Annotated in this window: 23 protein-coding genes; 13 read left to right on the top strand and 10 right to left on the bottom strand. The window is 64.3% G+C overall.

Features of this window, described 5'->3' with window-relative positions; genetic code table 11:
* Positions 1-142: 142 nt before the first annotated feature.
* A complete protein-coding gene (locus CXY73_RS20485) occupies positions 143-1,453 on the bottom strand; it encodes an MFS transporter (protein WP_104178742.1) in 1,311 nt (436 codons plus the stop codon).
* Positions 1,454-1,659: 206 nt separating this feature from the next.
* Here CXY73_RS20485 and dnaK point away from each other — a divergent pair, with 206 nt between their 5' ends.
* The 5 genes from dnaK to CXY73_RS20510 all read left to right on the top strand — a co-directional run bounded on the left by dnaK (position 1,660) and on the right by CXY73_RS20510 (position 6,832).
* Complete coding sequence (dnaK, locus tag CXY73_RS20490; RefSeq protein WP_104178743.1) at positions 1,660-3,534, top strand: molecular chaperone DnaK; 1,875 nt, start codon at positions 1,660-1,662, stop codon at positions 3,532-3,534.
* A gap of 9 nt (positions 3,535-3,543) precedes the next feature.
* Positions 3,544-4,155 carry a nucleotide exchange factor GrpE gene (locus CXY73_RS20495; RefSeq protein WP_104178744.1) on the top strand — a complete coding sequence of 204 codons (612 nt, stop codon included), beginning with the start codon at positions 3,544-3,546 and terminating at the stop codon, positions 4,153-4,155.
* On the top strand, positions 4,148-5,149 hold the full coding sequence (locus tag CXY73_RS20500) for a DnaJ C-terminal domain-containing protein (protein ID WP_104135981.1): 1,002 nt from the start codon (positions 4,148-4,150) through the stop codon (positions 5,147-5,149). Before CXY73_RS20495 ends, CXY73_RS20500 begins: the two co-directional genes overlap by 8 nt.
* 2 nt (positions 5,150-5,151) lie before the next feature.
* Positions 5,152-5,565: a heat shock protein transcriptional repressor HspR gene (locus CXY73_RS20505; protein ID WP_104178745.1), complete on the top strand. Its 414-nt coding sequence runs from the start codon at positions 5,152-5,154 to the stop codon at positions 5,563-5,565.
* A gap of 130 nt (positions 5,566-5,695) precedes the next feature.
* Positions 5,696-6,832 (top strand): class I SAM-dependent methyltransferase, encoded by a 1,137-nt coding sequence (locus tag CXY73_RS20510; protein WP_233198501.1) that lies wholly within the window; start codon positions 5,696-5,698, stop codon positions 6,830-6,832.
* A gap of 60 nt (positions 6,833-6,892) precedes the next feature.
* Here the strand turns inward: CXY73_RS20510 and CXY73_RS20515 are convergent, their stop codons facing one another.
* The 4 genes from CXY73_RS20515 to CXY73_RS20530 form a co-directional block, all read right to left on the bottom strand.
* Positions 6,893-7,486, bottom strand: a complete 594-nt coding sequence (locus CXY73_RS20515; RefSeq protein WP_104135978.1) for a histidine phosphatase family protein — start codon at positions 7,484-7,486, stop codon at positions 6,893-6,895.
* A complete protein-coding gene (locus tag CXY73_RS20520; RefSeq protein WP_104135977.1) occupies positions 7,483-8,805 on the bottom strand; it encodes a glycosyltransferase 87 family protein in 1,323 nt (440 codons plus the stop codon). Before CXY73_RS20520 ends, CXY73_RS20515 begins: the two co-directional genes overlap by 4 nt.
* A 160-nt stretch (positions 8,806-8,965) precedes the next feature.
* On the bottom strand, positions 8,966-12,439 hold the full coding sequence (locus CXY73_RS20525) for a DEAD/DEAH box helicase (RefSeq protein ID WP_104178747.1): 3,474 nt from the start codon (positions 12,437-12,439) through the stop codon (positions 8,966-8,968).
* A gap of 170 nt (positions 12,440-12,609) precedes the next feature.
* Complete coding sequence (locus CXY73_RS20530) at positions 12,610-13,116, bottom strand: Lrp/AsnC family transcriptional regulator (RefSeq protein ID WP_104135975.1); 507 nt, start codon at positions 13,114-13,116, stop codon at positions 12,610-12,612.
* 192 nt (positions 13,117-13,308) lie between these two features.
* Here CXY73_RS20530 and CXY73_RS20535 point away from each other — a divergent pair, with 192 nt between their 5' ends.
* From CXY73_RS20535 to CXY73_RS20550, 4 genes are read left to right on the top strand one after another with little or no spacing between them, the layout of a single operon-like run.
* Positions 13,309-14,412 carry a thiamine pyrophosphate-dependent enzyme gene (locus CXY73_RS20535; RefSeq protein WP_104135974.1) on the top strand — a complete coding sequence of 368 codons (1,104 nt, stop codon included), beginning with the start codon at positions 13,309-13,311 and terminating at the stop codon, positions 14,410-14,412.
* Positions 14,405-15,424, top strand: coding sequence for an alpha-ketoacid dehydrogenase subunit beta (locus CXY73_RS20540; RefSeq protein ID WP_104135973.1), 1,020 nt, complete (start codon positions 14,405-14,407; stop codon positions 15,422-15,424). The genes CXY73_RS20535 and CXY73_RS20540 overlap by 8 nt, the downstream gene beginning before the upstream one ends.
* Positions 15,417-15,746 (top strand): biotin/lipoyl-containing protein, encoded by a 330-nt coding sequence (locus CXY73_RS20545; RefSeq protein WP_104135972.1) that lies wholly within the window; start codon positions 15,417-15,419, stop codon positions 15,744-15,746. The genes CXY73_RS20540 and CXY73_RS20545 overlap by 8 nt, the downstream gene beginning before the upstream one ends.
* A 4-nt stretch (positions 15,747-15,750) precedes the next feature.
* On the top strand, positions 15,751-16,512 hold the full coding sequence (locus CXY73_RS20550; protein WP_104178748.1) for an alpha/beta fold hydrolase: 762 nt from the start codon (positions 15,751-15,753) through the stop codon (positions 16,510-16,512).
* Positions 16,513-16,708: 196 nt separating this feature from the next.
* On the opposite strand, the gene CXY73_RS20555 is transcribed toward CXY73_RS20550, so the two are convergent.
* The 5 genes from CXY73_RS20555 to hisC all read right to left on the bottom strand — a co-directional run bounded on the left by CXY73_RS20555 (position 16,709) and on the right by hisC (position 21,135).
* On the bottom strand, positions 16,709-17,038 hold the full coding sequence (locus tag CXY73_RS20555) for a type II toxin-antitoxin system PemK/MazF family toxin (protein ID WP_233198502.1): 330 nt from the start codon (positions 17,036-17,038) through the stop codon (positions 16,709-16,711).
* A 223-nt stretch (positions 17,039-17,261) separates the two neighbouring features.
* Positions 17,262-18,053 (bottom strand): ABC transporter ATP-binding protein, encoded by a 792-nt coding sequence (locus CXY73_RS20560; protein ID WP_104135970.1) that lies wholly within the window; start codon positions 18,051-18,053, stop codon positions 17,262-17,264.
* 7 nt (positions 18,054-18,060) lie between these two features.
* On the bottom strand, positions 18,061-18,972 hold the full coding sequence (locus CXY73_RS20565) for an ABC transporter permease (RefSeq protein ID WP_104178749.1): 912 nt from the start codon (positions 18,970-18,972) through the stop codon (positions 18,061-18,063).
* Between the two features lie 32 nt (positions 18,973-19,004).
* Positions 19,005-20,000: an ABC transporter substrate-binding protein gene (locus CXY73_RS20570; RefSeq protein WP_104178750.1), complete on the bottom strand. Its 996-nt coding sequence runs from the start codon at positions 19,998-20,000 to the stop codon at positions 19,005-19,007.
* A 67-nt stretch (positions 20,001-20,067) separates the two neighbouring features.
* Positions 20,068-21,135, bottom strand: coding sequence for a histidinol-phosphate transaminase (hisC, locus tag CXY73_RS20575; RefSeq protein ID WP_199185441.1), 1,068 nt, complete (start codon positions 21,133-21,135; stop codon positions 20,068-20,070).
* Positions 21,136-21,405: 270 nt separating this feature from the next.
* On the opposite strand from hisC, the gene CXY73_RS20580 reads away from it, so the two are divergent.
* The 4 genes from CXY73_RS20580 (at position 21,406) to CXY73_RS20595 (ending at position 26,064) form a co-directional block, all read left to right on the top strand.
* Positions 21,406-23,586 (top strand): ATP-dependent Clp protease ATP-binding subunit, encoded by a 2,181-nt coding sequence (locus CXY73_RS20580; protein ID WP_104178752.1) that lies wholly within the window; start codon positions 21,406-21,408, stop codon positions 23,584-23,586.
* A 60-nt stretch (positions 23,587-23,646) separates the two neighbouring features.
* Positions 23,647-24,696: a zinc-dependent alcohol dehydrogenase family protein gene (locus CXY73_RS20585; protein ID WP_104178753.1), complete on the top strand. Its 1,050-nt coding sequence runs from the start codon at positions 23,647-23,649 to the stop codon at positions 24,694-24,696.
* Between the two features lie 22 nt (positions 24,697-24,718).
* Positions 24,719-25,216, top strand: coding sequence for a hypothetical protein (locus CXY73_RS20590; protein ID WP_104135964.1), 498 nt, complete (start codon positions 24,719-24,721; stop codon positions 25,214-25,216).
* A gap of 185 nt (positions 25,217-25,401) precedes the next feature.
* Positions 25,402-26,064, top strand: a complete 663-nt coding sequence (locus CXY73_RS20595) for a hypothetical protein (RefSeq protein WP_104178754.1) — start codon at positions 25,402-25,404, stop codon at positions 26,062-26,064.
* Positions 26,065-26,067: the final 3 nt, after the last annotated feature.

Consider the following 26,067-nt stretch of genomic DNA (forward strand, 5'->3'; position numbering starts at 1 on the left):
AAAAACAGGGTGACGCTCAGCAAGACGCGCACTGGCGTTCGGTGTGCCACCTGCGGCCGGGCGCGCGAACTTGAAGTGGCACTCACCGCTACTGGGCACTACGAGGCGCGCCAGGAACAAAGATTGCGGTGCCGCAACCCGACTAGCGGATCTGCTGTTGCCGAGCTGAGACTGGAATGAGCAGGAGCAGGCCGAGAAGCAGTACGAGCATGATGCCGAGAATGCCCCAGTAGGTCTCGCCGAAGATCGTGACCGACAGTGCGAAGGCGGTCGGGGCAAGAAAGCTGACGGCCCGACCGGTTGTGGCGTAGAGTCCGAAAACCTCGCCCTCACGGCCGACGGGAATGAGACGGGCCAAAAAGGTACGGCTGGCCGATTGAGCCGGTCCGACGAACAGGCACAAAGCCAGTCCCGCCGTCCAGAACACGATCTGCCCGCCATCGTGCAGGAAAAACACTACGAGGCCGCTGATCAGAAGCCCGATCAGGGCGGTCACGATGACGGGCTTCGCGCCGAGCCGGTCGTCAAGGGCCCCGACGCTCATCGTGGCTACGCCGGCGACGATATTGGCGGCGATGGCAAAGATGATGACCTCGCCGGGTGAGAATCCGAAAACGGATGCCGCGAGCACGCCTCCGAAGGTGAAGACGCCGGCCAGACCGTCGCGGAACACCGCGCTCGCGATGAGAAAGTAGACCGTCTGGCGGCTGGTCTTCCAGAGGCGGGCAATATCGTGGGCGAGCACCACGTAACTTTGAAAAAAGCTGACCTTTTCGCGGCGGGCGGCCTTGGGCGCCCGATACTCCGGCACCCGCAGGAGTACGGGCAGCGCGAACAGGCCAAACCAGGCGGCTGCGAGCAGCATGGAGACGCGCACGGCGAGGCCGTTGTCGCCGGTCACCCCGAACAGGCCGACATCGGGCTGGATAAAGCCGAAGTACACGATGAGCAGCAGCACGATACCGCCGAGATAGCCCATGCCCCAGCCGAATCCGCTGACCTTGCCGATGGTGCGCGGCGTCGACACCTGCGCGAGCATAGCGTTGTAGTTGACGGATGCGAATTCGAAGAAGACGTTGCCGGCCGCGACCAGGAACAGTCCGAGCAGCAGGTAGCTCGGGCTTGCCTGCACGAAGAACATGGTCGCGGTCAGCGCGACGACGATGAAGGTGTTCACGCCGAGCCAGAATTTGCGACGGCCGGAGGTGTCGGAGCGTTGCCCGGTGATCGGGGCCAGTGCGGCAATGACGAGGCCGGCGATGGCCAGGGCCCAGCCAAGTTGGGCGCTGATCACGTCGTCATCGCCGAAAGACGAGCCGGTGATGTACACCGTGAAGACGAAGGTGGTGACGACCGCGTTGAACGCGGCCGAGCCCCAGTCCCAGAACGCCCAGGCGACCACCCGACCACGCGTCGGAGTGGTTTCCGCGTCTACGGCGACAGTCTGGGTCATGTGCACAATCTACTGCGTGCCGGTAAACATCGGGATTTGGCGAGCCACGGCATCCGTTTGAATGAAACTTGAGTCACTCACACTCAACTTTCAGCCACAGAAATTGACAGGGACGAAACAGCTCTGGAATACTTGAGTCGTCGAGGCTCAAGTCTTGAGATCACTTTGTAGTTCGTTTCACACATGATTGAAGGAGAACAACCCACATGGCTCGTGCAGTAGGTATTGACCTCGGAACCACCAACTCTGTGGTGGCCGTGCTCGAAGGTGGAGAACCCACCGTCATCGCCAACGCTGAAGGCTTGCGCACCACCCCCTCGGTGGTCGCGTTCACCAAAGACGGCGAGGTTCTCGTCGGAGAAACCGCCAAGCGCCAGAACGTCACCAACGTCGACCGCACCATCTCCAGCGTCAAGCGCCACATGGGCACCGGCTGGAACGTCGCCATTGACGACAAGAAGTACACCCCGCAGGAGATCTCGGCTCGTATTCTCGCCAAGCTCAAGCGTGACGCTGAACAGTACCTGGGCGAGAAGGTCACCGACGCCGTCGTGACCGTGCCCGCGTACTTCAACGACGCCGAGCGTCAGGCCACGAAGGAGGCCGGCGAGATCGCCGGACTCAACGTGCTACGCATCATCAACGAGCCGACCGCTGCCGCGCTGGCCTACGGACTCGACAAGGGCAAGGAAGACGAGCTCATCCTGGTCTTCGACCTCGGAGGCGGAACCTTCGACGTGTCGCTGCTCGAGGTAGGCAAAGACGACGACTTCTCCACCATTCAGGTACGTTCGACCTCCGGCGACAACCGCCTCGGCGGCGACGACTGGGACCAGCGCATCGTTGATCACCTGATCAAGCGCTTCAAGGAGACCACTGGCGTTGACGTGTCTAAGGATAAGATCGCCAAGCAGCGCCTCAAGGAAGCCGCTGAGCAGGCCAAGAAGGAACTCTCCTCGAGCATGTCAACGAGCATCCAGCTGCCCTACCTCTCGCTGACTGAAAATGGCCCGGCCAACCTCGACGAGACGCTCACCCGCGCCCAGTTCGAGAAGATGACCGAAGACCTGCTCGACCGCACCAAGAAGCCCTTCCAGGACGTCATTCGTGAGGCCGGCGTCAAGGTCGGCGACATCGCCCACGTCGTTCTCGTCGGTGGTTCGACCCGTATGCCCGCCGTTTACGAGCTCGTCAAGAGCGAGACCGGCGGCAAGGACCCGAACAAGGGTGTCAACCCGGACGAGGTCGTCGCCGTCGGCGCCGCGCTGCAGGCCGGCGTTCTGAAGGGTGAGCGCAAGGACGTTCTGCTCATCGACGTCACCCCGTTGAGCCTCGGCATCGAGACCAAGGGCGGCATCATGACGCGTCTGATCGAACGCAACACGGCCATCCCGACCAAGCGCAGCGAAACCTTCACCACGGCCGACGACAACCAGCCGTCCGTTGCTATCCAGGTCTTCCAGGGCGAGCGCGAGTTCACCCGCGACAACAAGAATCTCGGAACCTTCGAGCTCACCGGCATCGCGCCGGCGCCGCGCGGTATCCCGCAGGTTGAGGTCACCTTCGACATCGACGCCAACGGCATCGTGCACGTGTCCGCTAAGGACAAGGGCACCGGAACCGAGCAGTCGATGACCATCACGGGCGGTTCCTCGCTCGCGAAGGAAGACATCGAGCGCATGGTGCGCGAGGGTGAAGAGCACGCTGCAGAAGACAAGCGTCTGCGCGAGGTTGCCGAGACCCGCAACACGGCCGAGCAGCTCGCCTACTCGATCGAGAAGCTGATCAAGGACAACGTCGACAAACTGCCCGAAGACGTCAAGAATGAGGTGCAGGCTGATGTCGACGCCCTCAAGTCCGCTCTGGCCGGCGACGATGACGACGCGGTGAAGACCGCGTTCGACAAGCTCAACGAAAGCCAGGGCAAGCTCGGCGAAGCAATCTACAAGTCCAGCCAAGCGGATGCCGCAGCCGGTGCTGACGAGACCAGCACCGACGAGGTCCCCGCTGAAGAGCACAAGGACGAAGACGTTGTCGACGCCGAGGTTGTCGACGACGACGAAGACGAGAAGAAGAAGTAGGCCGCAACCATGGCTGACAAAAAACATCCAGACAACGACGCGTCCGCTGCGGGGGTGCCCGATGACGGCACTGCCGCAGCGGGCGCGGCCGCTGCTGATGCAGCATCCGCTTCTGAAGCTGACGGTACGGCCGACGGGATCGAAGAAGACGAACTGACCGTTCAGGACATTTTGGACGCGGCGGAACGTGAAGAGGCTGAGCCGACGAGCGAACACCTCGCCGACCTCAAGCGCGTGACGGCCGAGTACGCCAACTACCGTCGGCGCACCGAAGCCAACCGTGCGATCGAGAAAGAGCGCGTGACCGGGGATATCGTCAAGGTACTCATTCCGGTACTGGACGACATCTACCGTGCTGAGAAGCACGGCGATCTCGTGCCCGACTCCGCCTTCGCCACGATCGCGGCCAAACTGCGCGCGAGCGTTGAACGCCTCGGCCTGACCTCCTTTGGTACAGTCGGCGACCCCTTTGACCCGACCATGCACGAGGCGATCTTCCAGCAGCCGAGTGCGGCCGTCGGCACCGAAACCGTCGGCGACGTTGCGGAGACGGGGTACTACCTCGGCTCCACGCTACTGCGCGCGGCCAAGGTCGTCGTTCAGGTACCGAGCGATGGCTAGCCAGGACTGGTTCGACAAAGACTTCTACAAGGTTCTCGGGGTATCGAAAGATGTCACGCCGGCCGAGTTGAAGAAGGCGTACCGCAAACTCGCGCGAAAGTACCACCCAGACTCCAACCCGGGGAACCCCACCGCTGAGGCGAAGTTCAAGGAACTCAGCGAGGCGCACTCGGTACTGAGCGATGCCGCGCAGCGCAAGGAATACGACGCCGTGCGGGCCATGGGCAGTGGGGCGCGCTTCGCCGCGCCCGGCGGCCGAACTCAGAGCGGCGGCTTCGAGGATGCCTTCGGAGGCATGTTCGGCGGCGGAAGCCGCCAGCAAAGTTACACCTTCGAGCAGGGCGGCTTCGACGATATCCTCGGGGGTATGTTCGGCAGAGGTAGCGGCGGTGGTGGCGGCTTTGGCAATCCCACCGGCGGCTATCGCGGGTCGGGCGCGCCTACCCGCGGCCGCGACGTGATCGCGTCGACGACCATCGACTTCATCACGGCCACCCAAGGCGACCAGATCAGTCTGCAAACCCAAGATGGCCGGCCGATCAAGGTCAAGGTCCCAGCCGGCGTTGCGGACGGGCAGAAGATCCGCCTGCGCGGCAAGGGCCAGCCCAGCCCCGACGGCGGAGAAACCGGCGATATCGTACTGACGATCACCGTGCGCAAGCACCCGGTGTTCGAACGTGACGGTCTCAACCTGCGGGTGACGGTTCCGGTCACCTTTGTGGAGGCGAGCCTCGGCGCGACGATCGAGGTGCCCACCCTCGGTGGTCCCCCGGTCAAACTGCGCGTGACCCCTGGCACTCCCGGAGGACGCGTGCTTCGCGTCAAGGGTCGCGGTGTCACCACGGCGAAGGGCACTGGCGACCTGCTCGCCATCGTGCAGGTTGCCGTGCCGTCACACCTCTCGAAGGACGCGGAAGAAAAACTCGAAGCCTTCGCCGAGGCGCTGCCCAAGGAAAACCCGCGCGATGAACTACTCAAGCGGGCGAAGGGCTAGCCATGGACGAGACCACCCGGGTTTTCGTGATTTCCATGGCAGCAGAGCTTGCGGGAATGCACCCGCAAACCCTGCGCCAATACGATCGCCTGGGCCTGGTCAGCCCGGAACGCACCCTGGGAAAGAGCCGTCGCTACTCCATGCTCGACGTGGCAAAGCTCCGTGAAATTGCGTTCTTAGGCTCAGAAGGCGTGAGTCTGGAAGGCATTCGTCGTATCCTCGAACTCGAGGATCACGTGCGCGGGCTTGAAAATCGCCTGCGCGAGTTGGAATCGACGCTCGCCGACGAATTGCTGAACCGTCCGGGCCGCCGCGTTTTTGCGGCTGGCTCGGCCGGCGACGTTATTTCGATGAAGGCGGGCACTCGCACCAGACGCAGCAACCAGATTGTCATCTGGCGGCAGCCCAGACCATAGCTAGCTCCACGTTTCGCTTTCACAGCACGAACTGGTTGCACCAGCACCACTTTCAGGGGGAACCATGTCCGAATCGGGCACGCACGACCAGTCCGCGCCGCGGAACATCAGAATGAATGCGAAAGACAGCATGAACGAATTCGAGTTTGAATTCGACTTCGATCGGCTGCGTCGTCGCCCCGACATCGAGGCTGAGAACTTGTTCGCCGTCGACGCGAGCGATCGGCTCATTCTCGATGAGGCCGCCGGTGCAATCGCCGCCTACCGCAGCGGCGGAGTCGTCGTGCTCGAGGACCGCTACGGCGCCCTCACCCTCGGCGCAGCCGCGCTGCACGACGCCCGCGGCATTCGCGTTTATCAAGATGCACTCTCGGGCGAGTACGCGCTTGACAGCAACGCCTCCGGCGTCAATCTGACGGATGCCTACCGCTCCCTTCCACTTGGCGAAGAGCTGCTGAGCGACGCCCACGTCGTGCTGCTGCAGCTGCCCAAAAGCCTCGACGCCCTCGATGAGATCGCCGGCGCCATCGCCAAATACGCCGCTCCCGACGTCATCGTCTTCGCCGGCGGCCGCATCAAGCACATGACCGTGAGCATGAACGAGGTGCTGCGCCGCCACTTCGGTGCCCTCAACGTGCGCCCGGCACGCCAGAAGTCCCGCGTGCTCATCGCCTCTTCGCCACTTGCCACCTCGACGACCGACTGGCCGCACAGCGAAAAGTACGAGGACTTCGACCTCGTGGTGCGCGGCCACGGCGGAGTGTTCGCCGGAACCAGCATCGACATCGGCACCCGGGCACTGCTCGAGGTACTCGACCGCATGAAGCCCGACGCCGAGCGTGCGATCGATCTCGGCTGCGGCACCGGCGTGCTCGCTTCGGCTCTCGCGGCGCAGCGACCCCGGCTGCGAGTACTCGCGACGGACCAGTCGGCCGTTGCTGTCGCATCCGCTCGCGCCACCGTCGACGCCAACGCGCTCGCCGAGCGGGTCACCGTCGTGCGGGCCGACGGCCTGTCTGGACAAGCGGATGACTCCGCCGACCTAATCCTGCTCAACCCGCCCTTTCACATTGGAGCGTCCGTGCACGCGGGCCTGGCCGAGAAGCTGTTCATCGACGCGGCACGGGTGCTCGCGCCCGGCGGTGAACTGTGGACGGTCTGGAATACCCACCTCGGCTACCGCCCGATACTCACCCGCATCGTCGGCTCGACCCGCCAGGTCGGCCGCAACACCAAGTTCACGGTGACGGTGTCAACTGGTCGCTAGCCTTTTCGGGGCGGGTGGCTACCGTCCCGTGCTGATCACGGCGACTGCTGACCCAGAGGATCAGGCGTGCACGAGCGGCTCGCCGTTCAGAATGTCGAGCTGCCAGGCCGTCGCTCCGTTTGAGTGCGAGTGGTGGTGCTGCACGAGGTTGAGCGACGCATTGCTGATACTGCCGACGGGCTGGTCGAGCGCGTTTTCGAGGCTTAAGCGAATGAGTGTGCCGTGCGCGACCACGATAATGCGCGCTCCGGGGTGCTCGCGAGCGAGGTCGCGCAGGGCGTCGATGCCTCGTGCAGCGACGGCCTGCTCGGTCTCGGCACCGTGGAATCCGCCGAGAAAACGCAGGGCATCGAGTTCGGCGCCGGCGCTCAAACCCTCGGCCGGCCCATAGTTGCGCTCGATCAGTGCAGGGAGGCGACGGACGACGTCGAGGCCGAGTTGCTGACCGATCAGGTCAGCGGTTTCTGCTGCGCGGGAGAGCGGTGACGAGACGATGAAATCCCAGTCGTAGCGTTTCAATGCAGCGACGGCATCCGTGGCCTGACTGCGCCCCACGTCGTTGAGGGGGATATCGGTGGCGCCCTGGATGCGCGCAGCGGCGTTCCAATCGGTCTGGCCGTGGCGGATGAGGGCGAAGGTCGTCGTCGTGGTCACCCGTCTATTCTGCCTTGGCCGACTGGGAGTGCGCGCCGCGCGCCAGCTGCGGCCTTGCGTCCCGCTGCGGCCAGGGCCAATCGCGCCAAAACCAAGACCGACCAGCCCAACAGCACCACGAGCAGCCCGTTGCGGGCGGTGAGCAGCAGCAGCGAGAACAGGTTACCGTCGATCAAAGGCAGGTAGAAGATCGGAAAGATCAACGTAGTCAGGCCCGCAATGGCCAGCATCAGCACGGCGGGCGCCCGCCAGATTGCCCAGCTGCGGCCAACGCCGACCGCGACGATCGGCACCAGCCAGAGCATGTATTGTGGCGACCCGACCTTGTTGAAGACGATGAATGCGCTGACCAGGGACAGGGAACCGAGCAACAGCAGTTCGACGGCATCCGCTTGTCGGCGTTGAGCAATAACCATCAGCACGGAGATGGCTGCGATGGCGCCGAACATGACCGGTGTCATCAGGGAGGCGACCAGATCGGTTCCGGGGCCGCTCACCTCGCGTGTCGCGATGGAAAAATTTTCGTAGATGACCGTGTCGTGCTGGCCGAGCGTGGCGAGCCACACCCACGGGGTCGTGACCGGAGCCTCGAGCTGCAGCGCACGGTCAGTCTGTTCGGTGACGAATCCGGTGAGAAACTGCCCAGCATCGAGCAGCCAAACAGATGCCGCCACCACCGCCGACAACGCCGCTCCGGTCAACACCACCGTGAGTTTTCGCGACGATACCGTGACGACGGCGAGGAAAACTGCGGCGGGCCAGACCTTGATCCAGGTGGCGAGGGCCAGCAGGAGTGCGGCGATGATCGGTCGACGCGCCAGCAGCACGAGTCCGACGATGACGAGCGGGGCGGTAATTCCTTCCAGGCGCAGCAGCCCGACCGGGCTCAGCAGAAACGAGCAGAGCAACCAGTACCAGGCCGGTTTGAAGCCGCTGCGGCGGCGTCCCCAGTCGGTCAGGGCTCCGACGGCAACGGCATTGAGCGCTGTCGTCATCAGAAACCAGAGCAGTTGGTAGAGCAGCGGCCCGGCGAGGTTGGCGACTGCGATCGGCAGCATGGCGCCGATCGGGTACACCCACGCCACATCGAGGCCCTGCCAGAAACCGTTGTCCAGGCCGAGTTCGGCCCATCTTCGGTAGAGCGGGAGATCGCCGAGTACCCGGCCGGTGAGGATGGTGGGGAGCAGGGCGACGAGAAAGACCGCGTGCAGGCCCAGAAACCCCAGGGCCAGGGTGCGTGGTCGTTGCAGGGTGAGACGGCGGTTCGGAGTGATCACCCTGGCCAGCCGGGCGTCGACGCGATCGAAGATTGTGGACATGAAACCATTTCTACAGCGCAGGGTGGGGTAGTCGTGGGCAGTCTAGGGGTGGCGAGTGAACTTCTGGTTACGGGTGGTTATTCCCTGGGCCGGGCCCGAAACCAGGTCCACGACAGATCATGGGCCCCGTTTTCGGACCCGGGCTTGAAAAGTCGTGCGGTTAGGCGAGGAGCTCGCGAATGTCGGCGGCGGTCAGGGCGGTGCCGGCCGGGGCACCATCGGTCATGACACTCTCGAACAGGCGGGCCTTGGTGGCTTTGAGGGCCATGACCTTCTCCTCGATGGTGTCCTTCGACACCAATCGGTAGACCATGACGTTCTTGGTCTGGCCGATGCGGTGTACGCGGTCGACGGCCTGCGCCTCGGTTGCCGGGTTCCACCAGGGGTCGAGCAAAATGACGTAGTCGGCTTCGGTTAGGTTGAGGCCGAATCCGCCGGCCTTGAGACTGATCAGAAAGACCGAGCTCGAGCCCTCCTTGAAGTCGCTGATGGCCTTCGCCCGGTTGCGGGTCTTGCCGTCGAGGTAGGAATAGCTGATGCCGGCCGCGTCAAGTCGATCGCGTGCCTTGCCGAGGTACTGGGTGAACTGGCTGAAAATGAGGGTGCGATGGCCCTCGGCGACGGTGTCTTCGAGCAACTCGAGCAGGGCATCGAGCTTGGTCGAGGGAACGCTGTCGTATTTCTTGTCGTACAGGCTCGCGTCGAGGCTGAGCTGGCGCAACATGGTGAGCGAGCGAAAGATCTCGAACCGGTTCGCATTCATGTCCTCGATCAGGCCGAGCACCTTCTGGCGTTCCCGGGCCAGGTGCATGTCGTAGACCTTGCGGTGCCGTGGGTGCAGGTCGAGTTCGAGCACCTGCTCCTGCTTCTCTGGCAGGTCGCTGGCAACCTGGGCTTTGGTGCGTCGCAGCATAAACGGACGGATGCGGCGGCGCAGCTGCGCGAGACGCTCGCCGTCGGCATCCGTTTCAATGGGCTTGCGGTAGTAGTCGGCGAAGCGGCTGGGGCTCGGGAACAGGCCCGGCGCGGTAATGGAAAGGAGCGACCACAGCTCCATTAGGTTGTTCTCCATCGGCGTGCCGGTGATGGCGAGCTTGAACGGAGTGCGCAGCCGGCGCGCGCAGACGTGTGCCTTGCTCTGGTGGTTCTTCACAAACTGTGCTTCGTCGAGCAGCAGCCCGGCCCAGTCCTGGGCGTTGTACTCTTCGAAGTCGAGTCGAAAGAGCGTGTAGGAGGTGACCACGACATCCGCTTCGCCCAGCACGTCCTGCAGGCTGGAGCCTCGCTTTCCGGCGGTCTGAGTGATGGCGACCGTCGCCAGGTCGGGAGCGAACCGGGCGCACTCGGTGGCCCAGTTGGAGACGACGCTCGTGGGCGCGACGACGAGGAACGGTTTGCGCACAGTACCGGGCTGCGCGCGTTCACTGTCGCGGGCGTGGGCGATGAGGGCGATCGCCTGCAGAGTCTTGCCGAGCCCCATGTCGTCGGCGAGTACGCCGCCGAGCTGGTGGTCGTAGAGAAAGCTGAGCCAGTCGAAACCGGTCTGCTGATAGGCGCGCAGGGTGGCGTGCACGGCTGGCGGGAGCGGGCGTTCGGCGATCGGTGCAGCCTCCGACAGGCCCTCGACGGCGCTTCGCCAGGTAGCGGCCTGTTCGGCGACCACGCCGAGCAGCTGCAGCTCGTCCCACAGGTCAGCCTGAAAGCGGCTGAGGCCGAGGGTGCCGGCGTTGTTCTCCTGTAGACCGCGAGCTTCTTCGATCAGGCGTCGCAGCTGCTGCAGTTCCGGCCGGTCGAGGCTGAAATAGGTTCCGCTGTCGAGGATCATCAGGTCCTGATCGGTAGCCAGCGCCCGAAACAGGTCGTCGAAGGGAATGTCTTCGCCCTCGATCGATACGGTGACGGCGAGGTCGAACCAGTCGCGGGTATCGGTGCTTTCGGTGGTGGCGAGGCTGATTACTGGCGCTTCGTCGGCCTCGCGATAGCTGGGCGCGTCGGCCGACACCTGCACGATGACACCTTCCTCCGTGAGCCGGGGTACGCCTTCACCGAAGAAGGTGATCATGACGGCGCCCTGCAGCCCGGAATGCTCGAGCAGGCGGGCCGTGCTGATCGGCGTGGCTGGCTGCCAGAGCTGCTCGAACGAGCTGATTGCGCGTTCGACGTTTCGCAGCGTGTTGCTCTCGCAAGTCGCGTCGCGAAAGTGGGTGTCGCCGGGGGTCGGGCGCAGCGGGTGGCGGTAGAGCACGGGTGCTGGCTCTATTTTACCGGCGTCCTGATCACCTTCGGCAGCGGATGCCGCGCCGATGACCGAGGCGGCTGCGGCCTGATCGGTGGGCGCGACATACTGCCACTCCCAGGCCAGGGTGATGCGGGCATCCGTTTGGTGGGTGATGGTGAGAGCCAACTGCGGCCGGGCCGTCTTGGGCAGATCGAACGAAGCGTCGTGGCTGGTCAGCGTGAGTTTTTGCTGAAGAAAAGGGTAGAAGTCGGCGAGAAATGCTGCCTCGTCGTCGGCCGGAATGTCGAAGCCGCCGGTCACGGCCAGGGCGCGGATCTCAGAGTTCACCGGGGCCTTGAGCGGGGCGAGGACGAGCTGATTGCCGGTCGCGAGCGGGTCGGCGGGGGCGGTCCAGGTGTAGGCGCCGTGTGCCGGATCGCCCAGAAATCCAAATTCGACGCCGCGGTGCAGCTTCTCGTTCAGCACGAGCAGCGGGGTCAGCTGCAGGCCGTCATCGTCCCGCCGAATATCGACCTCGAGCGTGGCGGGCGTGGGGGAGAGGAGAACGAGATTCTGGGCATCCGTGGCGCAGACCAGCGGCAGACCGCTCAGCTGGGCTTCATGCAGCAGATCCCAGAGGGCCTTGTTCTCGAAGTTGTCGAGGTAGAGCCAGTGGTCGGTGTAGCTGTAATAACGCTGCCCGGTGGCTGAGAGGGCGTAGAGGGCGTTCAGAATTTTGCGGTGGCCGCGGTTGTAGGTGCCCGGGGTCCAGGACAGGTTGTCCCAGGTGAGGGAGCCGCGAATCCACTTGCCCTTCTTGCCCATGACCATGGGGCGTGCGCCAAGGCGGCGCGGTCCCTGGCGGCGGTTTGGGCTGTACGCGGGGTCGAGCAGGTCGAATTGCAGCGCGAGGGCCGTGCTCGTGGCTGTCTCGGCGCTGGTCGGCTTCGCGAGCGGCGCCAGGGCTGCGCGCCAGGCCGGAACAGGTGGGCGAATGGGCACGACGGGCGCGGGGGTGAGCGGCTGATGCGCGGCCGGCACGAAGGTCGACTCGAAGACGGGGGTGCGGCGGTCACCGATGGCACGCACGTTGGACGCCGCGCGCTCGGCGTTCAGCTCGGCGGGGGTGCTGCGGCTCGCCAGCAGTAGGGCGGCGACGTGCTTGCAATTGCTGCCCATCGGGCAGGTGCAGGTTCCACTGGCCCGAACGGCCTGGCCGGCCGCATTGAGGGTGAATGAGATTAGAACGGTGTACGGCTGGGGGCTGGTGCCGCTCACGCGTCCGGTGAGGTGTGTTCCCGACGAAGCCCAGGACTGTTCGGTGACGTGTCCGTTGCGGGCGTACCGTTCACCACGCGAGAACGATTGGCTGCCGACGATGCGGGCAATCTCGTGAGTGCTGAGGGAATGGGCCATAGGTGGGAGAGCTCCGTAAGAACAAGGGACCAACCTTTATTGTCTCACGCAAGCCTGAGCGGCCAGGCTCACGTCACTTCGCCCTCGCGGCACTCAGTGGAGTTGGCGGCACTCCTAAAACCAGGGACGCCCCGAACTCTAACGAGTGCCGCGACAGTCGGGGCGGCCAATTAGCCCGCAGCGCCGGTCGACACGGCGGTTGTGTAGGCTCCGGCGGCGGTGGCCTGCAGCAGGGCGAGGGCTTGCGCCTCGATGTGGGTCTGCAGCACGATCACGCTCGAGGAGCGCACCACCGTTTGGGTGGCGACGATGAGGTCGAGCACTCGCTGCACGTCGGCGTTCGACCGGGCGACCACCCGGGCGAGCATGTCGCTGTCACCGGAGACCGTGTGCAACTCCAGAATCTCGGGAATTCTGGCGAGAGCGGCAACGACAACCGCATGGCCCGAGTCTTGGCGCACGGTGAGTGAGCAGTAGGCGGTGACTGGGTAGCCGAACTCGCTCGGGTTCAGGGTCGGTGCCCAGGACTTGATCACCCGGCGGCTCATCAGCCGGTCGAGTCGGGCCTGCACCGTAGCCCTGGCCACCTTGAGCCGCCGCGAGGCCTCGAGCACCGAGAGCTTCGGCCGCTCGCAGAACAGTGTGACGAGTCGGGCATCCAGCGAGTCGACATCCATGAGCGGGACCTTTCGGTGATCCGGTCGGGCATCGGTGCCGCACCGGGTGAATATACCAACTGTATAGTGTTACGTAGAAAATACACACAATTATTCACAGATTGTGCACTCTAAATGGTCACTGTGGCAGACGCTCGGCAAAGTCACTAGCTTTATTGTAGCCCACCCAGTCAACGATCAGAAGGAGCCAGCATGGCGACTCGCGCCCTCGACACCCTTCCGCTTCGAGAAACGGATGCCGGTGACCTCACCCCGGATCAGCTGCGCGATCTGTATCGGATCCTGGCGAACGTGCGCCGGCTCGACACCTCTGCCGTGGCCTGGCAGCGCCAGGGTCTCATTCCCGGCTACGCACCGATGCTCGGCCAGGAGGCAGCCCAGGTCGGTGCCGGCTTCGGCGTCGATAAGACCCGGGACTTCGTCTTTCCGACCTACCGCGAGATGGGGGTCGCGTACACCCTGGGCGTGAACATGGTCGGGTACATGTCCACCCACAAAGCCATCTGGCATGGCGGGCTCTATGACCCGGTGGCCACCCACTTCGCCCCGTTTCAAGCGGTCGTCGGCGGATCCGTGCTGCACGCGGTCGGCTGGGCGCACGGCCAGACGCTGAACGGCCAGACGCTGAACGGGACGGCTGCGGCGACTGGCGGCACGGCATCCGCTTCGAAAACCGGTCTCGGCGTGGGCCTGGCCTTTCTCGGCGACGGCGCGAGCTCGCAGGGTGACGTGCACGAGGCCATGAACTTCGCCGCCATTCTCAAGGCGCCGGTCGTGTTCTTTGTACAGAACAACGGCTGGGCCATCTCGGTGCCGACCGAACAGCAGGTGGCTGGTGGCTCGGTGGCTGCACGCGCTGCCGGCTACAGCATGCCGGCCGTGCAGGTTGACGGCAACGACGTACTCGCTGTGCTCGACGCGACCCAGCGCGCTGTCGCCCACGCACGCGCTGGTCTCGGCCCGGTCGTGGTCGAAGCGATGACCTACCGGCGCGGTCCGCACTCCACGAGCGACGATCCCGGTCGCTACCGCACCCTCGAGGACGAGAAAATCGGCGGCGGCGAAGACCCACTGAGCCGCTTTCGCACGATTCTACTGGCCGAAAAAGTTGCCGACGCCGCGTTCTTCGCCGAGGCCGACGCGCAAGCCCAGACGCGGGCCGACGAGATTCGCGACGGTGTCGTGGCCCTCACCAGTCGCCCAGGCAGCGAAATGTTCGACTTCGTTTTTCAAGAATCAACCCCGACACTCGGCGCCCAGGCGCGCCAGTGGAGAGAGGAATCCGAGCATGTCTGACGTCCTTGAACGCATACAGGAGACCCCGCTCCTGCAGCTATCCATGCAGCAGGCCATCAACCGGGCACTCGGTGAGATTCTCGAAGCCGACGACCGCGCCCTCATCTTCGGCGAAGACGTTGGCGTGCTCGGCGGAGTCTTTCGGGTCACCGACGGGCTGCAGCAGCGCTTCGGCGCGAACCGGGTGTTTGATACCCCCCTCGCAGAATCGGGCATTCTCGGCACCGCGATTGGTCTGGCCATGGCGGGCTTTCACCCGATTCCCGAGGTGCAGTTCGATGGGTTCGCCTACCCGGCCGTGAACCAGATCATCACCCAGCTGGCCCGCATGAACTATCGCAGCCGCGGTACCCTGCCCATGCCGGTGACGCTGCGCGTGCCGAGCTTCGGCGGTATTCGTGCTCCCGAACATCACGGTGAAAGCCTCGAATCGCTGTTCGCCCACGTGCCAGGGCTCAAGGTCGTCTCGCCCGCCAACCCGCAGCAGGCCTATCACCTGCTCAAGCACGCCGCCTCGATGCCCGACCCGGTCATCTTCATGGAGCCCAAGGCTCGCTACTGGAACAAGGCCGGGGTCGACCTGACTGAGAACAGCGCCTCCCTCGAGGGGGCGGTGATCGCCCGCCCGGGTACGCACGCCACCCTCATCGCCTGGGGCGGCATGGTGTCCCGCTGCTTGCAGGTCGCGGAGCTGGCCGCGGAAGATGGCATCGAACTCGAGGTGCTCGATTTGCGCTGGCTGAAGCCGATTGACGAAGCGCAGCTGGCGGCATCCGTTTCACGTACCCGTCGCGCTATCGTCGTGCACGAAGGCCCGCGCACCATTGGCCTCGGTGCCGAGGTCGCCGCGCTCGTGTCGCAGAGCTGCTTCGATACCCTGCGGGCGCCGGTTGAACGGGTGACCGGTTTCGATGTACCGTACCCGTCCGGCGATCTCGAGGACGAGTACATCCCGAACATTGATCGAATTCTTTTCGGAGTTCAGCGAGTATTGGAGTACCGCCGTGGCTGAAATCTCATTCCCCCTGCCCGATCTCGGTGAGGGCCTGCTCGAAGCGACCGTGCTCGAATGGCTGGTCAAGGTCGGTGACCAGGTCGAACGCAACCAACCGTTCGTCGAGGTCGAAACGACGAAGTCGTCGGTGGAATTGCCCTCGCCGATCGCCGGCATTGTGCTCACGCTGCACGGTGAGCCGGGCGACGTAGTACTCGTCGACACTCCGCTGATCACCTTTGCCGTCGCCGACGATTCCGCCGGCATCGTGGGTACCGTTCCGCAGGAGGCCGCGCCGAAACGCCGCGTGCGCCTCTCCGCCGTTCTCGACGAGGACTAGAAAAATGCTTACCAGCTGGTGCTGGCATGAACCCGCGCTCGACGCCGGCCTTGCCCCGGTGCTGCTCGTGCACGGCTTCGCGTCGTCGACCGCTCTCAACTGGGAGGCGACCGGCTGGGTGCGCGACCTTCGAAACGCCGGTCGGCGCGTCATCACCGTCGATCTGCTCGGCCACGGCGCGAGTCATGCCCCGCTCGAAACGGATGCCTACGCCCCCAGCCGCCTGCGCGCCCACCTGCTCGAGGTACTCACCCTGGCCGGCGTCCGGCCCCGCGAGGTCGACCAGCCCGCCTCCGGCGTCGACCTGGTCGGCTACTCGCTCGGCTCACGCCTGGTCTGGGAACTCGCCGCCGAGCGGCCCGACCTGATCAACCGCGCGGTGCTCGGCGGCATGAGTGCCGTGGACCCGCTCGCCGACTTCGACCTTGAGGCGGCCGCTCGGTTTCTCGCCGACTCCTCGGTGATCGACCACGAGTCGACCGCCTCATTGATGTCCATGATGCAGCTCGCTCCCGGCGCGAACACCCCCGCGTTGCTGCGGCTGGTCGCTGCGATCAAAGCGGAACGGTTCGAGCCGGGCGCATCCGTTCCAGTGCGGCCTCTTCTCTTCGTGACCGGCGATCGTGATGTGCTCGCGACCGGAACCACTGTGCTGGCGGCCCTCGCCGCCGATACCGAAACGCTGTGGCTGCCCGCCCGAACTCACCTGAACGCCGTGAGCTCACGGGCCTTCAAGCAGGCTGCGATCGAGTTTCTCGGTCGGTGATTCCGGTGCGGAATACGCCCGCTCAGTCGTTCTGCCGATAGGTCGAGCGAGCGAAGCCGTGATACGACGCCGGGTGGTTCATATCGAAGCCTGGTCAGGTCCTCGGAGCTATCGATGGAGTTCTTGCAGCATCCGCCCGCCGGGCACTTCCCGCCGTCTCCATGAATGGTGCGCCGGTCTAGAAACCGAGGGCGAGTCAGATGCCGGCTCCAATCTCGACGAGCAGGTGCGCAGGGATATGCCCGGCGGGATACGGTTCGAGGAACTCCCGGCTGCCTGGGCTGACCTGAGAGACGACTGCGACGGAGTCTCTCTCGAGCCCAGAGGCCTCGGCGGGTATGAGGACATTCCCAGGGAACGCTTTCAGGCCTAAGTGCGACGTCAACGGGACGACCTGTACGGTGGCGACGTTTGTCGCCAATAACCAGTCCTCTTGCACGACGACCGCAGGGCGAACTTTGGCGGGTTCGGAGCCGCGCGGCGAGCCGAAGTCGACCCAGACGATGTCCCCGTGCGCGGTCACCATTCGGTACTTTCGCGGATCAGCCGCTCGGATTCGTGCAGGAATGCAAGGTATACATCCCAGGTTGTTTTATGAGCCGAGATGTATACGTCCTCGGGTGCGAATGCGCGTGATTCGGCTCAGGCGGCACACGCCGACGAGCCAGCCGCGATCGAGTCTACGGCCCGTCACAGGGACAGAAACGCCGACCCGGTACCCGCATCCCCGCGTTTCTTGCCGCCGCCGACTACCCGAGCAGCGCCCGGTCGTCGAGGGACGCGCCCTTGATCTTCGCGAACTCGGCGAGCAGGTCGGGCACCGTCATGGTGGCCTTGCGCTCGGCGTCGACGTCGAGAATGATCTGGCCCTCGTGCATCATGATGAGTCGGTTGCCGAGGCGCAGCGCCTGTTCCATATTGTGCGTGACCATGAGCGTGGTCAGATGGTGCTTCTCGACGATGCTCTCGGTGAGCGTCGTGACCAGCTCAGCCCGCTGCGGGTCGAGGGCGGCGGTGTGCTCATCGAGCAGCAGGATGCGTGGCTGGGTGAAGCTCGCCATGAGCAGTGACAGGGCCTGCCGCTGGCCGCCCGAAAGCAGTCCCACCCGGGCCTTGAGCCGGTTTTCGAGGCCGAGCTCAAGCGAGAGCAACTCCTCGCGAAAGAACGCCCGACGCTTGTGGGTGACGCCCCAGGCGAGCCCGCGATGCTGACCGCGGCGCAGCGCGAGCGCAAGGTTTTGTTCGATGCTCAGGTCGGGCGCGGTGCCGGCCATGGGATCTTGGAACACTCGGCCGACATACGCGGCGCGTGCGTAGTCGGGCATCCGCTTGACAGAACTGCCATCGATCGACAGGTCGCCGGAATCAACCGGCAGCTTGCCGCTGATCATGTTGAGCAGGGTGGATTTGCCGGCGCCGTTGCTGCCAATGACGGTGACGAAATCACCGGTTTTCAGCTGCAATGATACGTCGTTGAGGGCGACGCGTTCGTTGATTGTGCCGGGAAAGAAGGTCTTGGTGATGTTCTGAATGAGCAGCATGAGACTCCTAAGTGGATTTGCTGTAGTTGGCACTGCCGGCGGCGGAACGCATCTGGCGCAGCGAGGGGATGTGTTTCAGGAAGCCCCAGCGCGGCAGCAGCAGCGCTGCGACGACGAGCAGCGCCGAGATGAGCTTCATGTCGTTCGGGTTGAGGCCGGCGCCGAGGGCAAAGAAGATCACCAAGCGATAGATCACGGCGCCGCCGATGACGGCGAGCGAGGCGAGAAAAATGGTGCGACGCCCGAAAACGGCCTGGCCGACGATGACGGAGGCGAGTCCGACCAGAATGAGGCCGATGCCCATGCTGACGTCGGCGAAGCCCTGGTACTGCGCGATGAGCGCGCCGCAGAGCGCGACAAGCCCGTTGGAGATCGCGAGGGTGAGAATCGTCGTGCGGTGCGTGTTGACGCCGAGGCTGCGGATCATCTGTTCGTTGTTGCCGGTTGCCTGAATCGACAGACCGAGGTCGGTGCTGAGGAACCAGTCGATGGCGAACTTGATGAGGAGGGCCGCAACGGCGAAGATCAGGATGCTCCAGGCTCCGCCGAGCAGACCGGCGTCACGCAGCGGCGTCATCATGGTGTCTTCGCGCAACAAGGGCAGATTGGATTTGCCCATGATGCGCAGGTTGATCGACCACAGCGCGATCATGGTCAGGATGCCGGCGAGGAGGCCGTCGATGCGCCCCTTGGTATAGAGCACACCGGTGACCAGGCCGGCCACCGCTCCCGACGCCGCCCCGGCGAGGGTGGCGAGGGGAGCGGGCACACCATTGATGATGAGCGACGCGGCTACCGCAGCCCCGGTCGTGAAACTTCCGTCGACGGTGAGGTCAGGAAAGTTGAGGATTCGAAACGTCAGGTAGACACCCAACGCCATGATTCCGTAGAGCAGGCCGAGTTCGAGAGCCGCATTCATCTGGTTATTCCTTCGGGTATGAGGAGCGGTTGTTATTCGATGATTCGGTCGGCCTTGGCGATGAGTTCTTCGGTGAGGGTCACTCCCATGCGCTCGGCAGCGGCCGGGTTGAGGATGAACTCGATCGTGTCGAGGGTTTCAACGGGCATGTCGCCCGGGTTCTCCCCGTCTTCGAGGATGCGGATGGCCATCTGGCCGGTCTGGTAGCCGAGGTCGGTGTAGCTGATGCCGTAGGTCGCGATGGCGCCACGCTCGACCTGCCCGTTTTCGGCACCGAACAGCGGAATCTGGTTCGACTCGGAGTACTGGATGACGGCTTCGAGGCCCTCGGTGACACGGTTGTCGGTGGGAATATAGATGGCGTCGACATCGCCGAGCGATACGGTGGCCTGGGCGACCTCGCTTGAGTTGGTGACGGTCGCTTCCTTGATGGTCAGGCCCAGGTCCTTAGCCGCCTCCTTGGCGAGCTCAACCTGAACGTCGGAGTTGACCTCGCCCGAGCTATAGATGATGCCGACCGTCTGGGCGTCTGGCAGAATCTCCTGGATCAGTTCGAGCTGTTCCTTGACCGGGTTCAGGTCACTAGTGCCACTGATGTTGCTGCCCGGCTTCTCCCAGCTCTCGACCAGTCCGGCTTCTTTGGGCTCGGTCACGGCGGTGAACAGCACGGGAATGTCGATGATCGTCTGCGCGGCGGCCTGCGCGGTGGGCGTGGCGATCGCCAGCACGAGGTCGACCTTGTCGGCGGCAAACTTAGCAGCGATGGTGCTCGCGGTGGCCTGCTCGCCCTGCGCGTTCTGCTCGTCGAACTCAATGTCGGTGCCCTCGACGTAGCCGGCGTCCACGAAGGCCTGCTTGAAGCCCTCGCGGGCGTCGTCGAGCGCCTGGTGCTGCACGATCTGGCTGATGCCGATCGTGATCATGTCGTCTGAAGCGGATGCTTTCGGTTCGCTCGCCGCGCATCCGCTGAGTGCGAGGGCGCCCGCGGCGACCAGGGCGAGGCCGGATAAAGATCTGGTGTGTTTCATGCTGGAAATTCTCCTTTGAATTTATGCTGATACGGCACGCAGGAATCTGCGGCCGGACGGTCGGGGGTTAGACGGTTGCGGGCTCGAGGGCGGCTGCCGCGGCGACCAGGAATCGGTCGTTTTGCTCGGCCGTGCCGATCGTCACGCGCAGTCCCTCGCCGGGGAAAGCCCGGGCCAGGATGCCTTCGGTGATGAACACGGCGTTCACCCGGTCGGTGTCGTCGCCGGTGCGCAGCCAGACGAAATTTCCCTGCGAATCGGTGACGCGCCATCCGCTCGCGCGCAATGCGATCAATACCCGGGTGCGTTCGGCGACAATCTGGTCGATGCGCACGGTCAGTTCGGCCTCCGCATCGAGGGAAGCGAGGGCGGCGCGCTGGGCGAGCGCGGTCACGCCGAACGGCAGGGCCACTCGGCGCAGGTTCGCGGCAACAGCGGTCGGTGCAATCGCATAGCCGATGCGCAGGCCGGCCAGACCGTAGGCCTTGGAGAAGGTGTGCAGCACGGCCACGTTGGGGTAGCGGTGAAAAAAATCAATGCCAACAGCGGAGGAGGCGTCCCGGTTGAAGTGCACGTAGGCTTCGTCGACGACGACCAGCACGTTCTCGGGCACCCGCGCCAGGAACGTGTGCAACTCGTCGATGGTGACGAAGGCGCCGGTCGGGTTGTTCGGATTGCAGACCAGAATGAGCCGGGTCTGAGTGGTGATCGCGTCGGCCATGGCGTTTAGGTCGTGGCGTTCGTCGCTCGTGAGGGCGACCGGAACGGGCGTCGCTCCGGCGACCTGCACCAGGATCGGGTAGGCCTCGAAGGATCGCCAGGCGAAGATGACCTCGTCGCCGGCTCCGGCGCTCGCGTGGATGATCTGGGACAGTACCTCAACCGAGCCGGCACCGAAGGCCACGTTCGAGGCATCAACGTCGAATCTGGCGGCGATGCGGTCGGTGACCTCGGCCACAGCCATGCTCGGATACAGGTGGATCTCCCCAAGAGCGGATGCGAGGACCCCAGTCACCGAGGCGAGCGGCGGGAACGGGTTCTCGTTCGACGACAGTTTGAATGCTCCCGAATCGCCCGCGGCGGCGCCCTGCTTGTAGGCGGGCAGCCTGCTGATGGCTTCGCGCTGCTGCACCATAATCTTTCAACCTCACTCGTAACCGGGTGCCAGACATGCTCGGCGAGTAAAGCGTCGGCAATGACGGGTCTGGTTCAAAGCGTAGTGATGTAGCAGAAGTTTGACAATTCGACTAATCAGGACGTCACAAACTGCACTATCTGACTGGTGCTCAGCGAACTTTGCCGAACAAGTTGTTCAGTTTTGGAATCTTCGGTGGCCTATTTCGGCTGGTGGCCTCGGGGGGACTAAACTTGAGCCAGTCAGGCTCAACTTTAGAGGGGATAGCGCATGCAAGCCGGTCAGCAACCCCCGCAGCAAGACGCCAAGTCGGCCCTCGAACTGTATGGCATGAACCTCACCGATATCGCCCGCAGCGGAAAGCTCGACCCGGTGATTGGACGTGACGCCGAAATTCGCCGGATCAGCCAGGTGCTCACCCGGCGCACCAAGAACAATCCCGTACTGATCGGCCAACCCGGCGTGGGTAAGACCGCCGTGGTCGAGGGACTGGCCCAACGCATCGTCGCCGGCGACGTCGCCGACTCACTCAAGGACAAGCAACTCGTCTCGCTCGACCTGGCCGCCCTCGTGGCGGGCGCCAAGTATCGCGGCGAGTTTGAGGAGCGGCTCAAGGCCGTGCTCAAGGAGATCAATGACGCTGACGGCCAGATCATCACCTTCGTCGATGAACTGCACACCCTTATGGGCGCGGGCGGCGGTGAGGGCTCCGTGGCGGCGTCGAATATGCTCAAGCCCATGCTCGCCCGCGGCGAACTGCGCCTGATCGGCGCCACGACTCTCAACGAGTACCGCGAATTCATTGAAAAGGATGCCGCCCTCGAGCGCCGCTTCCAGCCGGTACTCGTCGACGAACCCTCGGTGGAAGACACCGTCGCCATTCTGCGCGGGCTCAAGGAACGCTACGAAGCCCACCACAAAGTGACGATCGCCGATTCGGCCCTCGTGGCCGCGGCATCCCTCTCGAATCGGTTTATCACCGCCCGTCAGCTGCCCGATAAGGCCATTGACCTCATCGATGAGGCCGCCAGCCGGTTGCGGATGGAGATCGACTCCTCGCCGGTGGAGATCGACGAGCTACGGCGTAGCGTCGACCGGCTCAAGTTGGAAGAACTCGCACTGAAGAAAGAGAAGGACGACGCCTCCAAAGCGCGTTTGGTGAAACTGCGCAGCGATCTGACGGAGCGCGAGGCAAACCTGAAGGAGCTCCAGGCGCGCTGGGATGCCGAGCGGGCCTCGCTCAACCGGGTCGGCGAGTTGCGCGAGCGCCTTGACGCCGCGCGCATTGAGTCGGATCGAGCTCAGCGTGGGGGCAATCTGGAGAAGGCGTCCCGGCTGCTCTACGGCGATATTCCGGTGATGGAACGGGCGCTCGCCGATGCCGAGAAGGAAGAGTCTGTCGGACCGCGCATGGTCAACGATCAGGTCACGAGCGAGGACATCGCCGCAGTGGTCGCCGCCTGGACCGGCATTCCGGTCGGCCGCCTGCTGCAGGGCGAAACCGACAAGCTGTTGAACCTCGAACATGAGCTCGGCCACCGTCTGATCGGGCAGAAGCGGGCGGTGCGCTCGGTCGCCGACGCCGTGCGGCGCTCCCGCGCCGGAATCTCCGACCCCGATCGGCCGACCGGTTCGTTCCTCTTTCTAGGCCCGACCGGCGTCGGCAAGACCGAGCTCGCCAAGGCGCTCGCCGAGTTTCTGTTCGACGACGAAAAAGCCATGGTGCGCATCGACATGAGCGAGTACGGCGAGAAGTTCTCGGTGTCGCGCCTGGTCGGAGCGCCTCCCGGCTACGTCGGTTACGAGCAGGGCGGGCAGCTCACCGAAGCTGTGCGGCGTCGCCCCTACTCGGTGATTCTGTTCGACGAGGTCGAGAAGGCGCACCCCGAGGTGTTCGACGTGCTGCTGCAGGTGCTCGATGACGGCCGGCTTACCGACGGCCAGGGCCGCACCGTGGACTTTCGCAACACCATCCTCGTGCTCACTTCCAACCTCGGCTCGCAGTTTCTGGTCGACCAGAGTCTCTCGGTGCAACAGAAGGAGGACGCCGTGCAGTCGCTCGTGCGGCAGTCCTTTAAACCTGAGTTCGTCAACCGGCTCGACGACATCGTGGTGTTCTCCTCGCTCACCACCGATGAGCTTGGCGAAATCGTTGAACTCGACGTCGACCGCTTGCAGAAGCGTCTCGCCGAGCGCCGGCTTGAGCTCGCCGTGACACCGGATGCCCGCCGCTGGCTGGCCGAACGCGGTTACGATCCAATCTACGGTGCGCGTCCGTTGCGGCGCCTGATGCAACGGGAGATCGACGACCGCCTGGCCAGGGCGCTGCTCGCCGGCGAGATTCGCGACGGCGATACGGTGCTCGTGGCGCTCGCCGAAGGCGGCGATTCGCTCACCGTCGCATCCGCTCCCGCCCTGTTGGACGTTCCCCTCGAGGAGGACCTGCTCTAGCCCGTTACGCGAATGCAGGTGAGGGGGGAGACACCCAGAGTCGCGGGTTAGGGTTTAGCAATGCTTGCTACTGTGATTTATGGTGAACGCGATGTTCGCCTCGAAGAAGTTCCTGAACCCGTACTCTCGACCGGTGGCGATGCCATTGTTCGCGTCGTCGCGGCCTGCGTCTGCGGGTCCGACCTCTGGTCCTACCGCGGAATCACACCGACCAAGAAACCGCACCGTATCGGCCACGAATTCGTCGGTATCGTCGAAGCCGTCGGTCCGGATGTGTCGACCATCAAGGTCGGCGAGTTCGTCATTGCCCCGTTCTACGACTGCGACGGCACCTGCGCGAACTGCCAGAATGGCGTGAGCACCTCCTGCCTTAACGGCGGCTGGTGGGGAGCGGATGACCAGCTCGGCGGCTTCGCCGACGGCGCCCAGGGCGAGCGCGTTCGCGTGCCGCACGCCGACGGTTCGCTCGTTGCCACACCGACCGTTCCAAACGATGACCTCGTGCCGAGTCTGCTCACCCTCGCCGATGTCATGGGCACCGGACATCACGCTGCCGTCTCGGCCGGCGTGACGCCCGGTAGCACCGTGGTCGTCGTCGGTGACGGAGCCGTTGGGCTGTGCGCCATCCTGGCCAGCAAGCGCCTCGGTGCGAGCCGCATCGTCGCCATGTCCCGTCACGCGGATCGTCAGGCTCTCGCCCGCGAATTCGGTGCGACCGATGTCATCGAAGCGCGCGGCGACGCGGGTGTTGCCGCCGTGCAGGCCCTGTTCGACGGGATCGGCGCGGACTTCGTACTGGAGTGCGTCGGCACCCAGGAATCGATGGACCAGGCCATTCGCTCTGCTCGGCCCGGCGGAATGGTCGGCTATGTCGGCGTGCCCAACGGCGGCGCCGAGCTGCCCATCCGCACCCTGTTCGGAACGAACGTGGGCGTGAACGGTGGCGTGGCATCCGTTCGCAGCTATGTTGAGGAGCTGCTGCCCGAGGTGCTCTCGGGCCAGATCAACCCCGGCCGCGTCTTCGACGTGCAGCTGCCCCTCGCCGAGGTAGCCGAGGCCTACGCCGCGATGGACGAGCGCCGGGCCATCAAAGTTCTCCTCCGCCCCTAAGCCCGGCAGGAGACCGACAGCTGTGAATCAGCCAATTCTGTGGGGAAGCCTGCTGGCCGTCGTGGTAGCCAGCGGAGTACTGCGGCTCGTGCTGGGTCGCCCGGTACTGCGTGGCCGTTCCGTGCGCGTGGGCTGGGCGGCGGCTGCCCTCGCGTTCGTGAGCGGGCTGCTGCTCGTGTTCCACTGTGCGGCGATGTTCTTTGGCCCCTGGGTCGACGCGGTTCCGTTTCTGCAGGTGCCGGCTGACTCGGTGCGCGCAATGGGCGTGGGAAGTGAAATCGCCTATTGGATTCCCGCTGCGGCCTTGATCTTCGCCTGGCGGCGAGTGTGGTGGCCGGCTCTGGCGGCTCTGGTCATCACCCTGGCGGGTGTGGGAGTGACCATGTACTGGCCGTACCCGCTCGTGGTGCACCTCGCGTGGCTCACGGCAGTGATTATCGTCGGATCGTCGATCCCGACGTTTCTGCTCCGTGGGCCGCGCGCTGCGCAACCGGAGGGGCTAGTCGTTCGCGAGAAGTAGTTCGTCCTGCTCCGGCGTGAGATTGAACGCGGCAGCGATGGCGGCGCCGTCGAATGCGCTTATCTGGTGCGTGTGTAGTCCCGCGTGCTGGGCCTGAATCGACAGATGGGGTGCAACAATTTAGGGTACGCATGATTCCACCTAAGGTGTCATTAGGTAACAGAACGAAGACCCGAGGTGGAACCGTGAAGCAGCACACCAGTGCGCGTCCTTTCGGAGTGCTGGCGGCAACGACCGCGTTGGTGGTGTCCATGACCGGCTGCAGCGCCTACTTTCCGGCGGACGTGACGTCGACGGCATCCGTTTCGAGTCCCCAACCGGTGGCTTGCAGTCCGCAAGATGCGCAACTGACCTGGCATCCGCTGCAGGACGCGGAGCTAGGCGCCCTCGGCTACCGGACACTGAACGTAGCACCGGACGGAATGCAAGACCATGTTGATACCGAGTTCGACTATGCGCCCACTGTGACCAGTGATGAACTTCTTGCCCCGGCCTATTTTGAACCTCCGTGGCTTGACTTTCTGATGGGCGAATTCGGCCGAACCGGCCAGGTAGGTGCTTTTACGGGTGAGCTGAGCGATTTCTTCGATTCTGCGAAACCGTCCGATCCCCAGATCGGTGTCTACATCATGGGGTTTCAGACCGGCCAAGTCAGCGTTCCCTTCGACCTCACCTGTGCCGGTGAGGAGGTTGGCTCCGGTCTGCTGACGACGAGTGCGAGTCCGTTGATGAGCTCCATGGTGTTCTGTGGCGAGGAAAGTGGCGAGGAAAGTGGCGAGGAAACCAGTGCGTCCGCCATCGACGAGGACTTTCTCGTGCAACTCCGCTCGTACTGCCCCGCGAGTTAGCCG

Source organism: Cryobacterium sp. Y50, assembly GCF_002929805.1.
In the GTDB taxonomy this organism is placed as follows: Bacteria; Actinomycetota; Actinomycetes; order Actinomycetales; family Microbacteriaceae; genus Cryobacterium.

Bases quoted from the DNA above. Each gene is read 5' to 3' on its own strand.
- CXY73_RS20500 (WP_104135981.1), top strand. From the start codon at position 4,148: ATGGCTAGCCAGGACTGGTTCGACAAAGACTTCTACAAGGTTCTCGGG.
- hisC (WP_199185441.1), bottom strand. From the start codon at position 21,135: ATGGTGCAGCAGCGCGAAGCCATCAGCAGGCTGCCCGCCTACAAGCAG.
- CXY73_RS20520 (WP_104135977.1), bottom strand. From the start codon at position 8,805: ATGTCCACAATCTTCGATCGCGTCGACGCCCGGCTGGCCAGGGTGATC.
- CXY73_RS20505 (WP_104178745.1), top strand. From the start codon at position 5,152: ATGGACGAGACCACCCGGGTTTTCGTGATTTCCATGGCAGCAGAGCTT.
- dnaK (WP_104178743.1), top strand. From the start codon at position 1,660: ATGGCTCGTGCAGTAGGTATTGACCTCGGAACCACCAACTCTGTGGTG.
- CXY73_RS20530 (WP_104135975.1), bottom strand. From the start codon at position 13,116: ATGGATGTCGACTCGCTGGATGCCCGACTCGTCACACTGTTCTGCGAG.
- CXY73_RS20555 (WP_233198502.1), bottom strand. From the start codon at position 17,038: ATGGTGACCGCGCACGGGGACATCGTCTGGGTCGACTTCGGCTCGCCG.
- CXY73_RS20550 (WP_104178748.1), top strand. From the start codon at position 15,751: ATGCTTACCAGCTGGTGCTGGCATGAACCCGCGCTCGACGCCGGCCTT.
- CXY73_RS20485 (WP_104178742.1), bottom strand. From the start codon at position 1,453: ATGACCCAGACTGTCGCCGTAGACGCGGAAACCACTCCGACGCGTGGT.
- CXY73_RS20535 (WP_104135974.1), top strand. From the start codon at position 13,309: ATGGCGACTCGCGCCCTCGACACCCTTCCGCTTCGAGAAACGGATGCC.
- CXY73_RS20585 (WP_104178753.1), top strand. From the start codon at position 23,647: ATGCTTGCTACTGTGATTTATGGTGAACGCGATGTTCGCCTCGAAGAA.
- CXY73_RS20540 (WP_104135973.1), top strand. From the start codon at position 14,405: ATGTCTGACGTCCTTGAACGCATACAGGAGACCCCGCTCCTGCAGCTA.
- CXY73_RS20525 (WP_104178747.1), bottom strand. From the start codon at position 12,439: ATGGCCCATTCCCTCAGCACTCACGAGATTGCCCGCATCGTCGGCAGC.
- CXY73_RS20570 (WP_104178750.1), bottom strand. From the start codon at position 20,000: ATGAAACACACCAGATCTTTATCCGGCCTCGCCCTGGTCGCCGCGGGC.
- CXY73_RS20580 (WP_104178752.1), top strand. From the start codon at position 21,406: ATGCAAGCCGGTCAGCAACCCCCGCAGCAAGACGCCAAGTCGGCCCTC.
- CXY73_RS20560 (WP_104135970.1), bottom strand. From the start codon at position 18,053: ATGCTGCTCATTCAGAACATCACCAAGACCTTCTTTCCCGGCACAATC.
- CXY73_RS20495 (WP_104178744.1), top strand. From the start codon at position 3,544: ATGGCTGACAAAAAACATCCAGACAACGACGCGTCCGCTGCGGGGGTG.
- CXY73_RS20510 (WP_233198501.1), top strand. From the start codon at position 5,696: ATGAACGAATTCGAGTTTGAATTCGACTTCGATCGGCTGCGTCGTCGC.
- CXY73_RS20565 (WP_104178749.1), bottom strand. From the start codon at position 18,972: ATGAATGCGGCTCTCGAACTCGGCCTGCTCTACGGAATCATGGCGTTG.